The sequence below is a fragment of the Thiomicrorhabdus arctica DSM 13458 genome (genome assembly GCF_000381085.1).
Lineage (GTDB): Bacteria > Pseudomonadota > Gammaproteobacteria > Thiomicrospirales > Thiomicrospiraceae > Thiomicrorhabdus > Thiomicrorhabdus arctica.
Genome location: NZ_KB905899.1, coordinates 374,215 through 389,803, shown reverse-complemented (window position 1 = coordinate 389,803; position 15,589 = coordinate 374,215). Strand labels below are relative to the sequence as shown.

Sequence of the window (15,589 nt, the reverse complement as noted above, 5' to 3'; positions counted from 1 at the left end):
GGCCAAGGTCTGACATGCCTTGCGGTTTTACACAACTGTGTGAGCTGAAGGCCCCTTTATTTTTAATCACATTTAAAGAACGTAGATTATGTTTTATACCTCAGAAAGAGACAAGTTACGCCAGTTTTATGTAGATACTTGGCAAAAAGTCCGCTTTAATCTGCCAATGGACGCCATGGAGCAGATGGTGGCTCGTGTGATAGAACTGCACCCGGAATATCATTCAATGCTTAACAATGAAAAACACTTGGGTAATGAATATAAGCCCGAAGATGGCGAAACTAACCCATTTCTCCACATGGGCATGCATTTAGGGCTACAAGAGCAAGTCTCTATGGACCGTCCGCTTGGTATTCAAGCCGTGTATCAGCAACTCGGTGAAAAACTGCGTGACGTCCATGAAACGGAGCATGCGATGATGGAATGCTTAGGTGAATCTCTTTGGATTGCCCAGCGTGATCAAGTAGAACCAGACGAGCAAGCGTATCTGCGCCACTTACAACAGCTACTCCTTAAATAAAGAGATCAAAATTAATATGCTAAGCAGACGTCTATCGTTACTCTCAATGTTAGCGTTCACCTTGCTTAGCAGCTTTATATTGACCGCCAATGCGGCTCCCACTTCAAACAGTCTAAATTCAGTTTTTGTCACGCCTGAATGGGCACAAAAAAACCAGAAAAACATCCTTTTTATCGATTTAAGTTCACACGCGAGTTATCAAAAACTGCATATCGAGAATGCTCAGTGGATAAACTATAACTGGCTCATCAAACCGCAAAATGGTCTGGCGTTAAGTGGCGGTGTGGCGTATATAAGCAAATTGCTCTCCCAACAAGGCATTACCCCTGACGTGCACCTCGTGCTCTATGATGATATGGGCAACCTCAACGCCAGTAGACTCTACTGGGAGCTTAGAAAACTCAAGCACAATAAGGTCAATATTTTAGATGGCGGCATTGTATCGTGGATTTTAAAGGGGTTCAAAGTGACTCAAACACAACCTCAACATCCTACTAAAACGATTTACCCTCAAGCGACACTCCCTCTCACAAACAGCTTGACCGCAGATAAAACGGATATACGTGCGGCCATTCAAAACCCATCTATTGTATTGATTGATACACGTTCTTTTGATGAATATGTCGGAGATCCCAAACAGAAACGTTCGGGCCATATCCCCAACGCAATTTTCTTTGAATGGTCGTGGGCAGTTGATATCAAAAATGGGTTTCGCCAAGTTGAATCTGATACCTTATTGGCTCATTTAAAAACACTGGGCATTAAAGATAAAAACCAACCTATTATCACCTACTGCCACACCGGACATCGTGCCGCGCGACTGTTTTTAATGCTAGACAGCCTTGGGTTTACTCGCGTTAAACTCTACGATGGTTCGATGCAAGAGTATGCGATTGATAAGAGCTTGCCACTGCGTGTTGGGGAAAAGCCTTAATGAAGTTATCTTCCAACCAAGAGTCGAGTAAGTCAAACGTGGTAAACATTGAAATCTATACTGACGGTGGCTATTTTGAGAAATGGGATGTCGGTGGTTGGGGGTCGGTTATTTTTCAACAAAATGTGGAGATTGAACGCGTCTCAGACTGGCAAAAGAAGACCTCTAGTTTAGAAATGGAACTTAAAGCGGCCGTTAATGCTCTTGATGTATTGCAGACTAAAATCGAGCCAATCCAGACACCCTACCAGGTCACACTCTATACCGACTCGCGGATATTGATAGAAGGCCTCACTCAAAAAATCCACTTGTGGCGTCAGAACCACTGGATTCATAAATCCGGTAACCCGGTGAAATACCAAACTCTCTGGGAAACGCTCGAACGGTTGACTCATCAATACCAAGTCGTTTGGCAATGGGTTAAAGGCCATAGTGGTAATAAAGGCAATGCCATTGCTGATGGCTTGGCCCGCGAAGCAGTGATGAACCGTTTAAGTCAGAACCATTAGTAAATAACAACGACCAAAACGTAGTGCTGCAACGAAAATCGTCTCTCGATTCTTAAACTCTCACGTTTTAAGGGATTTTTAACTGAATAAGGGTTACATCATCCGAAAAATCTAATGTCCCGGCATAACTTTCAAGTGTATATAACAGATGTTTTAACGACAGTTTATCCTTAGCGATCGTCTGTAATACTTTGCGAATTCGAGTGTCGCCAAAATGTTCACGACCTTGAGTGACCACATCCTGCACGCCATCTGAGTAGCCAAAAAATAGATCACCTGTACAGAGCTCAATTACTTTCGGTTCATTCTCTCGAGGAAAACGGTCGATGATCCCTAATGCCAATCCATCCGACTTAAGTTCTTGTACATATGAGCCATTACGATAATGCAGCAGAGGCGGCATACCGCAATTCCAAACATTTAATTTATTCGTTTCCAAATTCCATTCAATCAGAAGTGCCGCCATAAAAATTTCGGGAGGTAACTTTTGAGACAGTTCATAGTTAATCAATGCGGCGGTTTCACCTAACGGAAAATTCTGCTCGGCTCGTGAGTAAAAAAGTGAACTCACTAAAGGCCCTGCCACCGCAGCAGATAGGCCATGTCCCGTAAAATCACCTAATAAAATGTGTCGATGACCCTTATGAGTAGACGCGGACAACACTAAATCGCCATTACTTTTCTCAACCGGTGCAACCAAGGTCGTCAAATGATCGGTTTGATAGCGGCGGTCATCTCGCATCGACATGATAATATACTCGATATAATCACGCTCTCTTTTCAATTTTGCGTGGCTTTTTTCAAGTAACTTCTGGGTCTGAGATAAACTCAAATGGGTTCTCATACGCGCTAATAAAATACTTTCCGAGAAAGGTTTGGTAATGTAATCAACGGCTCCTAACTCCAGACCTAAGCGTTCATCATTCATAGCCACTTTAGCCGTCAAAAAAATAACAGGAATATTGGCCGTACCCGGATGTGATTTTAATTGCCGACAAAGATCAAAGCCAGTTAGATCAGGCATATTGACATCCAATAAAATCAATTCTGGACGACGTTTTGCAATACTGGCAAAACAACTCTTACCATTATCGAGTAAGGTCACCTCATAATAATCTTCTAACAAATCTTCCAAGACTAAACGATTAATCAATTCGTCATCAATCGCTAAAACATAAGGTTTATTTTTCGGTAATTCAGCTATTTTCATACTTCGCCCATCGGTTCTATCGTGGCATTATTGACCCAATCGTCTTTATGAATAGGTAAGGTAAACTTAAAGTTGGCCCCTAATAAGTGCCCTAACACAATTCTGTTTTCAGCCCAGATATGGCTGCGATGCGCAGAAATTATTTCACGACTAATGGCTAAACCCAAGCCTGTACCGCCCGTATTCAACTCTTTCTGACGACTTTGGACAAACTGATTAAAAATGTCGTTCATTTCATCTTTTAGAATTCCAGGACCTTCATCTGAAACCGTCACTTGAACTTGTGTTGAGTCAAGACCTTCAATTTTAACGAGGATACTTTTATTTGGCTCTGTCAGACGAATCGCGTTACTCAATAAATTACAGATCACTTGAGACACCCTTGCTGCATCAAAATAGGCCATCAGCGCATGACCTACCAAGATAATCTCAACTTGTTTTTCACTGGCTAAAACCGCCTGTTCCTGAACGCAATTTTTAATGACGGGTCTAAGGTCTTGGCAGACAAAATCAAAGCGCATCATCCCCGCTTCTAATTTCGAAGCGTCCAGAAGGTCGTTAAAGAGTAATAGTAGCTTGTCGGCACTGGTCTCTATATTCGTAAAATAACGTTTTAATTTTTCTACATCCACTTTATCAAACCGAGTCATTCCCATTTGGCTATAACTCAAAATACCATGTAAAGGTGTGCGTATTTCGTGAGATATTTTAGCCAAAAATTCAATTTTTGCCTGATTGGCTTGCAAAGCTACTTCTTTTGCCGCAACCAATTCAGCTTGCAACTTCTTTCTTTTCGATATCTCGCGAAAAGCAATATGGATCACAGAACGACCAAGATATTCAATACGTGTCAGAACGACATCCGACCAAAACTCTTCTCCATTCAGTCTTTTATTGACCCACTCATAACGATGACGCCCCTTCTCTAAACATATTTGTAGCATTCTATAACCCTTACGCAGTGAACTCTCTCCATCAGGCTGAAACTTCGGAGCAAAGACACTATTAGGCGCACGTAATAAGTCTGCTTTTGACTCAAAGCCAAATATACGAATCGTAGCTTCGTTACAGTCGATCACATGACGGCCTTCGGATATAAAAATTCCATCGGCTGATTTTACAAATACCATCTCAAAGGCTAATTTCTGTTCTTCTAATTCATGGGTATACTTTTTTAAGGCTTGCTGCATTTCTGTATTGTCTAATCTGAGGGCTTTTTTTATGAATCGGTCGGTTAAATCGCGGACAAATGCGCTACAGACCTCTTTGTCGCCCAGAATAAATTTAGCAGCACTGACCTCGACTGGAAAAGTCGTTCCATCTTTACGCCGATAACGACTTTCAAAAATGCGTTTGTTACCATTTTTAACATCAGCACAGATATCCTTGAGTTCACAAGGTACCAAGCCCGTATCAATTTGATTGATATTCATGCCTAATAATTCATTTTTTGAATAGCCTAAGCGTTTGATCGCTTGTGAATTGAATTTAACAAATTCACCTTCATAATTCAGTAAGAAAAAGGCATCTGAGCCTTGTTCAATCAGCTCTTCATAGCGATTTGCTTGGTCTCTAAGATACTGTTTATTTTGTTTTTTTTCGCATCTCAATCGTAAAATAAAATAGGTAAAAAATGCCAATAATAAACTCAACCCTAACCCAATCCACAGTGGCCAATGACGTTTATACAATTGATCAGCGTCATAACCTGGAAGTTGGGTTAAATCCACTTCAGTGGTCAACTCCCATGTGCGTCCAGCGGCTTGGATGTTAAACGTTAACTCACGCATATTGGAAGGCAGAGTGGAACTGAAGTCAGGGCCTAGGGTTGCAAAGGGCTGTTCATTAGTGTGGGTGTCTTTCAAGCTGTACTTAAGACTCGGTTCTAAATTTGCATTCTTACGCACGAAGTCCAAAAAATCATTCATGTGAAAAACCAAAGCGACATACCCTTTGATGGAACCCTTTGTATTCATGACAGGATGGTAAAAAAGAATTGAGCGGCCCGAAATTGGTTCTTCACCCCATTTAAAAGGCATGGATGCCACCGTGTCTTTAATGGGTTTTTTCAAAGCACTTGTCGCATCCAAAATGCCTGTGGAATAGAGGTTTAGACCTAACTCCTCCGCATTTCCTTTCAGAGGATAAATATACTTAATAACGGCATATTTCGGTGCTTCTGGAGACCTGACAAACCGACCATCTTTCAAGTTCTGAATTTCAAACTTATTGCCCTCAATACTCATGGACTCTTCAAACGCTTGACGATTTTTATCATCAACATTTTCAACCCATTCTAAAATGCAGACCCCTTCATCAGCCGCTAGTAATACTTTGGAGGACTGTACAAATGCTTGGTATGATACGGTCTCTGAGAGTTTAAAAACCATCGCCAGACTTTGTAAACGCTGTAATTCGCGCTGGACCGATTGTTGAAAAGAAAAATGGGCATTGACAGAATACTCTTGAAACTGCTTTTCTAGGGAATGAATATAACTATCTGATTGTGCCTGATAGCGCTGGTTCGTAATGACTAGACCCAATATAAATACCAAAAAACTGGCCAGAATAATTTTTTTAAAATCTAATGATGCTAGCATTTACAATGACTCACAACGGATTGAATGGGTAATTAATGACGACAAGCAGGCCTAAAAGTAGGATTTCATTTTACCTCAATGCTTTGCCTTAAGCGTTTAAAATAACACTTAAATAAGTGATTATTTGCAATAACTAAGACTTTTAGCTTATTCTACTAAATTACCTTACTCGATTCATGGAAGAAATTTAGCGTCAGTTTGGTTATGATGCTAAGACACGTTCATCATTATTATTAAGCAAGGACTCTATCATGTTAGACAAAAATCAAACGGCACCTGAATTCAGCAGCCCTAATCAAAACAATGAAATGATTACATTAAGTCAATTTAAGGGCCAAAAAAATGTTGTGCTCTATTTCTATCCAAAAGACGATACGCCAGGTTGCACCATTGAAGCCAATGAGTTTACCAAGCTGGCCTCGCAGTTTGCCGCGGCCGATTCTGTGGTCATCGGCGTCAGCAAAGATTCATGTGCAAGTCATCAAGCCTTTATTGACAAGTTTGGTTTAAAAGTCGATTTACTGGCAGATACTTCTGGGCAAGTCTGTGAAGATTATGGCGTATGGCAAGAGAAAGAGAAAAATGGTGAGAAAAAGATGGGCATTGTTCGCTCGACTTTTATTATCAATAAGGCCGGGATGTTAGAAGCAGCACTTTATGGCGTTTCACCGGATGGACATGCGCAAGCGATGCTAGAAGCCGTTCAAGCCCTATAAATGCTATTTAGATTGTAATACGCTTCAACGACTTATATTGAGAGATAAAAAAACCCAAATGACCAGTACTGGCATGTCTTGCGATTTTGCAAAACCATGTAAGCGTAGGGTCATTTGGGTTTGTACATTTAAAACGTTAGATTCGTGATTGAAATACAATCCTTAAATCAGTTTATCTGCAAATTTAAGCAATTAAACGACCGACTTTAAACTTACGTCCCTTAATTTTTCCTTGGTTCATTTTACTGACCGCTTCTTGTGCAAATTCAGGTTCAATCGCCACATAGGTTGAATGTTCAACCACATCGATTTTACCGATATGTTTACCATCAATGCCTGCACCTTGCGTGATTGCACCTAAGACATCGCCTCGACGGACCTTATCTTTACGGCCACCCGAAATATATAACGTCACATACTTAGGCTGCACCCGTTTATTACGGCTATTCGGAATCAAGTCAATCGACTCATAAGACAAAGCCTGTCCTTGATGCTCCCCTAAACGCGCCAATTTATAGCTCTCTTTTTCAGTAAATAAGGTGATCGCAACCCCTTCCAGTCCAGCACGCCCTGTACGACCAATACGGTGCACATAAGTGTCTTTCTCATAAGGTAATTCATAGTTAATCACCACAGGCAACGCTTCTATGTCCAAGCCACGCGCCGCAACATCGGTGGCAACTAATAAGTTCGCACTGTGATGTTTGAACTGAATCAACACCTGCTCACGCTCTCGCTGTTCCATATCACCATGTAACGCCAAAGCGCTGAAACCACGATCTTCAAGATAGTCCGTAACCTCTTGTACCAGCTTCTTGGTATTACAGAAAATAATACCGTGCTCAAAGGCGTTAAAGCTTAATATCTTCACCAAACCTTCCAGCTTTTCTTTATGATGACAAATATAAAACTGCTGATCAATGGTGGCCATATCATGATGGGATTCCACCGCAATCTGCATTGGATTTTTTTGAAAACGGCGACTCAACCCCGCAATATCTTCTGGAAACGTCGCTGAGAACAATAAAGTTTGACGACTCTCTGGAGTAAAGCCCAAAATATGAACCATCTCGTTGACAAAACCCATCTCCAACATACGGTCCGCTTCATCCAACACGACGGTATGTACTTGACTTAAGTCTAAATGGCCTTTCTCTATATGATCTCGCAAACGACCTGGCGTACCAACGGCCACATGTGCACCATGCTCTAACGAGTTGATTTGTGGGCGCATTGGCACACCACCACATAACGTTACGATTTTAAGGTTGGCTTGAAAACGCGCCAAACGTCTTAATTCGTCTGCCACCTGATTACTCAATTCACGCGTTGGCGAAATCACCAAGACTTGAACTGCAAAATTGCTGACATCCACTTTATTCAATGCGGGAATACCAAAGGCAGCAGTTTTACCACTGCCCGTTTTGGCTTGGGCAATCAAATCTTTACCGCCTAATCCCAATGGCAAAGCCGCCGCTTGAATCGGCGTCATGCTGGTATACCCCAGGGACTCTAAGTTATTCAGTTGCGCTAAAGGCAAATCCAAATGTGAAAAAGAGTCGTTCGATGGAATATCCGCTAAAGGCTTAGAAGGTTTTTTGTCAGAGTTAGACATAAGGTTCTCAATGTTCAAAAGGTACAAATAAATGGGGGTTAAAAAAAGGCGCTGTAAAGCACCCTTTTATTGGTAGTTCAAAGCTAAATCGCTTATTACCACTCGTGCTTGCCGGCAAAAAAAGCAAAGGCCGTTGTGTAAGATGGCTCTTGAAATTTCTTCAAACCGGTTTCAGCAAAGGTAATCGGCATTGGATAATGCTTTAAATGCTGTTTTTGAATTGTTGGGTTCATTAAAACCACATCTAAACCAGGGGCGACTTGTAAAACGGCTTCTAATTTAAAGCCATTGGCACCACCGGCAAACTTGCCTTTTTTCTGGCGTTCACGAATGACGATGTGATTAATTTTGTAATCTTCTGCCAACTTCATAAAAGTCTTTTGAAAATATTTCAATTCACTGACATTGTCAGGATCTTTGCAAGCAATGCGGTTGACACGGCATTCTGGCAAAAAGAACATATCATCTTCCATCAATAAAATCGTAATAATGGCTTCGTTACCGGCGATCTCAACCCCACAAACTCTTTGCGCTTTACTCTCAATCATTTTGTTCCCCAAGTATCTCTAAGAGCAACGGTACGGTTATACACCTGCACGTCGCCCGATTGGTTATCTCGACAGAAATAGCCTTCACGTTCAAACTGATAAGCTTTCTCTGCTTCTGAATTGGCCAGGCCTGGTTCTACAAACCCCTGTTTTACGGCTAACGAATCGGTATTTAAAACCGATTCAAAATCGTCTGCTTTCACGGGATTTTCCACGCTGAACAAACGATCATAAATTCTAAAGACGGCGGGTAATGCTTTGCTGGCTTCGACAAAGTGAATTACCCCCTTAACCTTACGGCCATCTGCCGGGTTTTTACCCAAGGTTTCAGGGTCATAAGTACAGTAAATCGTAGTGAAATTACCCTCGGCATCCGTATCGGCTCTGACCGCTTTCACGATATAGGCATTACGTAGACGCACTTCTTTGTCTAACGCTAAACGCTGATATTTACCGTTTGGCGCGACTTCTGCAAAATCCGCACGGTCAATATACAACTCTTTACCGAAGAAAATCTCGCGTTTGCCCATGGCTTCGTTCTGTGGATGAATCGGCGCTTGGATAGATTCACACTCACCTTCGTAATTTTCAATTACGACCTTAATCGGGTCCATCACCGCCATTGTGCGCGGCGCAATCTTGTTGAGGTCATCGCGAATCACCGCTTCTAAAATATCCATGCCTGTCATACTATCGACTTTAGAGATACCGATACGCTCGGCAAAGTCACGTAAAGCGGCAGCGGTATAACCACGGCGACGCAAGCCAGAAATGGTCGGCATACGTGGATCATCCCAACCTGAGACCAAGTTATCATCGACTAACTGATGTAATTTGCGTTTCGACATCACCGTATATTCCAAGTTCAAACGCGAGAACTCATACTGATGCGGACGATCTGGTTTATTAAAGTCATTCAGGTTATCCAGTACCCAGTCATACAAACGACGGTTGTCTTGGAACTCTAACGTACATAAAGAATGAGTAATGTTTTCAATCGCGTCCGAAATACAGTGGGCAAAGTCATACATCGGGTAGATGCACCACTTGTCGCCCGTTTGGTGATGCGTCTCAAAACGCACGCGGTATAAGGTTGGATCACGCAGACACATGAACGATGAGGTCATATCAATCTTAGCTCTTAAAACACACTCGCCCTCTTTGAGATCGCCATTTTTCATCTTGGCAAACAGATCTAGGTTCTCCGCAGGTGAACTGTCACGGTGAGGGCTATTTTTGCCCGCTTCACGCAAAGTACCACGAAACTCACGCGACTCTTCGGCGTTTAAGAAACAGACATACGCCAAGCCTTTTTCAATCAATTCACAAGCGTAACCGTAGAACTGATCAAAATAGTTAGACGAATAACGGATATCCCCCGCCCACTCAAAACCCAACCAAGCAACATCTTTCTTGATGGAATCGACATACTCCATATCTTCTTTGCTTGGATTCGTGTCATCAAAACGTAGATTACATTGGCCTTGGTAATCTTCAGCCAACCCAAAGTTTAAACAGATGGATTTTGCATGGCCGATATGCAGGTAACCATTTGGCTCTGGTGGAAAACGGGTATGCACCATCTCATGCTTATGATTCGCCAAATCATCGTTGATGATATTACGAATAAAATTGGCGGGACGCCCGACTGTTTCGACTTTGCTCATGCTTGATAGAACCTATAAATATCGTGTGAAATTGCCCTCTAAAACCCGCGTTTAACGCGATTATTTTAGGGTGGCATAAATAGTGCGAATTATAGCATATTAATCTTTTGCCTTATTTAATAACAAAGCCACTGATACCATACGATTAAATATAAATCCAAACCCTCAAACTTTTGAACGCTAAACGCTGATTTCTGCCTATAAAAACCGACTTTTTCATATGCAACGTGGCTTAAATCACTCAACTAAACCCTATAATGTAAAACATAGTTTTATCCAGTTTTACTTGATACACATAAAAAACAATCTATCAACATTAATACAACAATAATCAATCACTTACCATAAAAGCTTCATGACATTAAATACTAATTATTTACATGAAACGTCGAAAAAATACTAAATTACAATCCACAATAAGTTTATATTAAGATTTTTAAAAATAGTTAACCTATTTTGAATACGGGTTTACATGCCTAAGTTAGACAAAAGGAAATGCCATGAAGACAGTCGAATTCAAAGTGACGGTCATAAGTATACTCGTCACCGTAATAGGCATTACAGTTGGGGTTTATTCTTTAGTAAAACCTAATGAAAGCTATCCTAAAAACATTACCGCATCAAATTTGAGTTCATCTGTTTATTCAATGATGAAGCCCAAAATTTCAACAGTATATAGCTTACCTAAAAGTAATTTGGTTGTATCAGCCCTCCACACCCGAGACACAGTGAATCTGGATATTTCTGCAACTGGGGCAAACGTAAGAATTGAAGAAGGTGAACTAAATTTCCCATTTGGAGGTGGAACAATATCATCAACTGGTGCTGAGCAGGTTATTTACTTGCCTAGAAATCAGAAATTATTCATCAACTTATCAGGAACAGGTGCACAGTTATCTCTAGCAAAGACAATAGCAAAGCAAGTAAGCGTAAATAATATAGGTACAGGCTCTCAGGTCTTAATCTTCTAAAACACTTAGTAAAAAAGAAGTAAACAAGGGACGCCTTAGATTCAAGCACTAAGTACAACACTATCAATATCATTCGACAAGACAGAGTCTCGTAGCTTTATTAGTTAATTTTCATGTGTTGTTGAGAAGCCTTTTTATCTCAATAATTCTTTCTAAATTCCTTTATTCGGCTTCCCGTCACTTTATTACTTGCCTAATAAAGTAACCAAACAAGGGCACCCTGCTGATGCCCTCTATTTCACTAAGCTTGTCCGCTGACATTCCCTAAACTCGCTACGCTCAAACATAGGGAATGTTTAAACGCGTTCTTCACTAAGTTCAATGACGATTGCTTTCAGGAGGGAGGTTTTATACGTCAGCTTATGTTTTATAGTTTGTGTTGTTGCAGGCTTTTAAATTTGACCAGGCCTGGTCACTTTAAAGTCCGCGCTAAAAAAACTTCGCCAATTAAGTTAAACTATAAATTGGTTCACACTTTTACAAAAAACTTAACGTTCACATTTGTTTATCGAGGTTTTTATGCAGCACAACGAAACGGTCATTGATATCAAACAAACTTTAAAAGCACGCCAGTTACTGGAACGCTTTGACCTGAATCTTACGCGCTTAAATGAGAGCGGTTTATATGCCGATGAAATTGAAACTGATACGTTAGAGATGTTGTCTAGCTGTTTGGAAGAAGCGATTGAGAACGGCATGGACGTTCAAGACTTACAGACTCGAGCCAATGATTTAGCACGTTATGCCCTGACTCGTGGGTATGCTGAACATGAAGTTGAAAACTTGTTAACGATGCGCCCTAATCCGAATGGTAAACGTTTACCGAATAGTTGAAATGACTAACCAAGCCCTTTGATTGAGAAAAATATGCTCCACCCTGACTCACGTGCCAAGGCACATCACATTTTGTTGGCAAGCGAAGCCGAGTGCTTAAAACTCATGTCTGAAATCAATAGTCTTGACGATTTTCAGCAGAAGGCCAAAACCCATTCTACCTGTCCTTCTGCCAAAATCGGTGGCGACTTAGGGCTCACTAAACCCGGTGTTGTGGTTGAGGAATTGGAACAGGCTATTTTTAATGAACCACTCGAAACGTTAATTGGCCCAATTAAAACAGTACATGGCTATCACCTGCTGTGGATTAAAAAACGTCTTTTGATCCCTCCTGAATCAAGTGCCTAATTTGCAGTAAAAAATAAGCGTCAGCCCTTTATCCATGGCCATAGCCTTTATTTTTATGGGACCTAATGCCCAACAACCAATCAAAACATCAGTTGATTCAAACGGCTCGCCTAACCATGCGCTCAAAATGATTAACGATTCTTGATTTTCTGAACCAGTGGATGCGCTAATTTCTCAACGCCCAAGGCAAGCAGACCCACCACAAAACCAATGATCAACTCTCCGAGCAGTGGAGGCATGAATTCAATGGCATGATGAATGGCCTCGACATTATGGACAAAAATACCGCCCCCCACTAACAGCATGGCGATGGTACCCACCACTGAAAGTGTTTTAATGATTTTGGGCAGTGATGCCACCAGCAGTAAACCCGTTTTTTCCATCATGGTTTTTTTAAAACCGCTGAGTCTATGGGCGCTTTCAATCAAGCTAAAGCCAGCATCATCCAGGCGCACCAGTAAAGCGACTATGCCGTAAACACCGATGGTCGCTAAAATCGCGACGAAGGTGACCGCCGCAATTTGCACTAAAATAGGCTCTTGTGCCACCGCACCCAGTGCAATCATAATAATTTCAATCGAGAGAATAAAATCGGTCATAATCGCCGATTTAATTTTTTTGGTTTCTAATGCCTGTTTCACGTCATCATCGATCGAATCATTCATATTGTCAGGGCTTTTGGAACCCTTATGGAACAATACTTCGTAAATTTTCTCTGCACCTTCATAACTCAGGTAAATGCCACCGATCATCAAAATAGGCACGATTAACCACGGTGCAAACGCGGAAAGGATAAAGGCAAACGGCAGGATAATGAGTTTATTTAGCAAAGAGCCTTTGGTGATCTTCCATAAAACGGGCAGCTCTCTGGTAGCATTAAATCCTGAAGCTTTTTCGGCATTGACTGCCAGATCATCCCCTAATACACCGGCCGTCTTCTTGGTCGCCACTTTTGCCATGGTTGCAACATCATCAAAAATCGCCGTTATGTCATCTAAAATTACAAAAAAACCGGTTGCCATATCATTCCTTTAAATAACATCTTCGTTAAATTAAGTGCACATTCGAAATTTAATCGCCTATCAGCATCATACTATAATAGTTATTTTCAGAATAATCAGGTCTGCTCTAACGCTAATAAGAGGTCTCAAATATTATGTGAATAAACCATTATTTATTTTTATGGCTGCATACGAAAAGCCTCATATACAGAAGCATACAGCTCTAATTTAAGAAACATTGACTCCCTAATAAACATGTTTAATAATGATTATAGTACCCAATAAAAAATATGTATGATATTTTGTATGTAGGTGCTGGTAAACACCGTTAAAAGTACAACTTATCTTCAAGCAAAATGGATTTTGTTCAAGTATGTTTATACATCAATTTATAAGGACGTTATTCATTTGCACTTACGTACTCTAAACAGCCTGTTGACAACATTTTTCATTATCACGCTGTTTTCAAGTATCGTGTTTGCAAAACCCAGCCCTGAGTTAGGTCTGAGTGAGACCGAACAACTCTGGTTAGAGAATCATTCCATCATTCGACTTGCACCAGATATCGCCTGGCCACCCTTTGAATGGGTCGACGGTGACCAACAATATCAAGGGATTGCTGCAGACTATATACACTTGGTAGAAAAAAAGTTGGGCATTGAGTTTGTCGTTGAGAGAGAAAAACCCTGGTCAGAAGTCGTTGCCGCGGTTAAAACCCATCAATTGGATATGTTCTCATGTGTGGCAAAGAATTCAGACCGGCTAGAATACGTTAATTTTACTCGTCCCTACCTTTCTTTTCCAATGGTCATGGTGACAACTACTGAAATTAGTCATATTGATGGCATCAAAGGTTTGCTTGACTTGCAAGTGGGTGTCGTTAAAGACTATGCCACCCACGAATATTTTAAGACAAACCGACCCACCATCCCATTAACGCTTTTCGATAATGCTGAAGAAGGCTTAAAAGCGGTTTCACAAGGAAAAATTCAAGTTTTTGTAGACAATATCGCGACGGCAACCAGTCTCATGCAGACCAAAGGCCTGACCAATCTTAAAATTTCCGGTGAGATGCCAATACGATATGAACTCGGCATGGCGGTGCGCAAGGACTGGCCAGAATTCATTCCCATTTTACAAAAAGCACTTGATTCCATTACCAGTAAACAACGTAAGGAAATCCATAATAAATGGATCGGAGTTAGGTATGAGCATAGCTTGAATTACGATTTATTTTTGAAAAGTCTCGCCATTTTTGCACTTATTATAGGTTTATTCTATTTCTACATCCGCAAACTAGCGCGAGAAGTCAACCAGAGAAAACGAGCCGAAAAATCGGCTATAACAGCTCGAAATGAAGCCGATAGAGCCAATCAGGCCAAATCAGAATTTCTCTCTGTCATGAGCCACGAATTACGTACCCCACTCACCTCAATTAAGGGTGCACTGGGGTTATTGGTGAGTGGTCGAGTTGCAGACCTGCCTGAAAACGTCTTGGGGATGCTTAACATCGCTAACCGAAATAGTGATCGATTGATCATACTTATTAATGACATTTTGGACATTGAAAAATTGCTTGCTGGCAAAATGGATTTTCACAATGAAAACGTCATCATTGGCGATCTTGTCCGATACGCAATCAGCTCTAATCAAGATTATGCCGATCAGTTTGGCGTATCATTTGATGTCGCAATGAATGACTGTGAGTCGGCAATGGTTTTCACCGATGAAAACCGTTTAATGCAGGTTTTTGCGAACCTGCTCTCAAATGCGATTAAGTATTCACCTAAAGGTGATTCTGTCCACATCGACCTCATCTGTAAAAACCAGAAGGTACGTGTCTCGGTAACCGATCAAGGAAAAGGCGTTCCAGCCGACTTTCAGAAACATATTTTTTCACATTTTTCGCAAGCGGATTCTTCCGACACGCGTGAAAAAGGTGGTACGGGTCTTGGTTTAGCCATCTCTAAAGAAATTATTGAACGCTTAGGTGGCCGCATTGGCTTTACCAGTACACCTGGAGAAGGTGCAAGCTTCTATTTTGAACTTGATACCATGCAAATTGAGCATGAGAGCGACCCTGTAAAGCTTGACTGACACAGTCTTGTTCAGACCA

The 15,589-nt window shown here is 41.2% G+C and carries 14 protein-coding genes; 8 read left to right on the top strand and 6 right to left on the bottom strand.

The window, feature by feature from the left end:
• Positions 1–88: 88 nt before the first annotated feature.
• The 3 genes from F612_RS0101770 to F612_RS0101760 are packed head-to-tail and all read left to right on the top strand — an operon-like array spanning position 89 to position 1,963.
• Positions 89–520, top strand: coding sequence for a DUF1841 family protein (locus F612_RS0101770; RefSeq protein WP_019556026.1), 432 nt, complete (start codon positions 89–91; stop codon positions 518–520).
• A 16-nt stretch (positions 521–536) separates the two neighbouring features.
• Positions 537–1,454, top strand: a complete 918-nt coding sequence (locus F612_RS0101765; RefSeq protein WP_019556025.1) for a sulfurtransferase — start codon at positions 537–539, stop codon at positions 1,452–1,454.
• Complete coding sequence (locus F612_RS0101760; RefSeq protein ID WP_019556024.1) at positions 1,454–1,963, top strand: ribonuclease H family protein; 510 nt, start codon at positions 1,454–1,456, stop codon at positions 1,961–1,963. Before F612_RS0101765 ends, F612_RS0101760 begins: the two co-directional genes overlap by 1 nt.
• A gap of 67 nt (positions 1,964–2,030) precedes the next feature.
• Here the strand turns inward: F612_RS0101760 and F612_RS0101755 are convergent, their stop codons facing one another.
• Entirely contained in the window at positions 2,031–3,173 is a 1,143-nt protein-coding gene (locus tag F612_RS0101755) for a PP2C family protein-serine/threonine phosphatase (RefSeq protein ID WP_019556023.1), read from the bottom strand.
• The gene (locus F612_RS12820) at positions 3,170–5,773 is read right to left on the bottom strand and encodes a sensor histidine kinase (protein ID WP_019556022.1); all 2,604 of its coding nucleotides are present in this window, start codon (positions 5,771–5,773) and stop codon (positions 3,170–3,172) included. The genes F612_RS0101755 and F612_RS12820 overlap by 4 nt, the downstream gene beginning before the upstream one ends.
• Before the next feature lie 251 nt (positions 5,774–6,024).
• On the opposite strand from F612_RS12820, the gene F612_RS0101745 reads away from it, so the two are divergent.
• A complete protein-coding gene (locus F612_RS0101745) occupies positions 6,025–6,489 on the top strand; it encodes a peroxiredoxin (protein ID WP_019556021.1) in 465 nt (154 codons plus the stop codon).
• Positions 6,490–6,673: 184 nt separating this feature from the next.
• Here the strand turns inward: F612_RS0101745 and dbpA are convergent, their stop codons facing one another.
• The 3 genes from dbpA to glnS all read right to left on the bottom strand — a co-directional run bounded on the left by dbpA (position 6,674) and on the right by glnS (position 10,319).
• Positions 6,674–8,104, bottom strand: coding sequence for an ATP-dependent RNA helicase DbpA (gene dbpA, locus F612_RS0101740; protein WP_019556020.1), 1,431 nt, complete (start codon positions 8,102–8,104; stop codon positions 6,674–6,676).
• A gap of 95 nt (positions 8,105–8,199) precedes the next feature.
• Positions 8,200–8,652 (bottom strand): DUF3010 family protein, encoded by a 453-nt coding sequence (locus tag F612_RS0101735; protein WP_019556019.1) that lies wholly within the window; start codon positions 8,650–8,652, stop codon positions 8,200–8,202.
• Complete coding sequence (gene glnS, locus F612_RS0101730; protein ID WP_019556018.1) at positions 8,649–10,319, bottom strand: glutamine--tRNA ligase; 1,671 nt, start codon at positions 10,317–10,319, stop codon at positions 8,649–8,651. Before glnS ends, F612_RS0101735 begins: the two co-directional genes overlap by 4 nt.
• A gap of 500 nt (positions 10,320–10,819) precedes the next feature.
• On the opposite strand from glnS, the gene F612_RS0101725 reads away from it, so the two are divergent.
• The 3 genes from F612_RS0101725 (at position 10,820) to F612_RS0101715 (ending at position 12,472) form a co-directional block, all read left to right on the top strand.
• A complete protein-coding gene (locus tag F612_RS0101725; protein ID WP_019556017.1) occupies positions 10,820–11,290 on the top strand; it encodes a hypothetical protein in 471 nt (156 codons plus the stop codon).
• A gap of 519 nt (positions 11,291–11,809) precedes the next feature.
• Entirely contained in the window at positions 11,810–12,124 is a 315-nt protein-coding gene (locus tag F612_RS0101720; RefSeq protein WP_019556016.1) for a hypothetical protein, read from the top strand.
• Between the two features lie 33 nt (positions 12,125–12,157).
• Entirely contained in the window at positions 12,158–12,472 is a 315-nt protein-coding gene (locus tag F612_RS0101715) for a peptidylprolyl isomerase (protein ID WP_019556015.1), read from the top strand.
• A gap of 131 nt (positions 12,473–12,603) precedes the next feature.
• On the opposite strand, the gene F612_RS0101705 is transcribed toward F612_RS0101715, so the two are convergent.
• Positions 12,604–13,494 carry a DUF808 domain-containing protein gene (locus F612_RS0101705; RefSeq protein ID WP_019556013.1) on the bottom strand — a complete coding sequence of 297 codons (891 nt, stop codon included), beginning with the start codon at positions 13,492–13,494 and terminating at the stop codon, positions 12,604–12,606.
• A gap of 387 nt (positions 13,495–13,881) precedes the next feature.
• Here F612_RS0101705 and F612_RS0101700 point away from each other — a divergent pair, with 387 nt between their 5' ends.
• A complete protein-coding gene (locus F612_RS0101700; RefSeq protein WP_019556012.1) occupies positions 13,882–15,570 on the top strand; it encodes an ATP-binding protein in 1,689 nt (562 codons plus the stop codon).
• Positions 15,571–15,589: the final 19 nt, after the last annotated feature.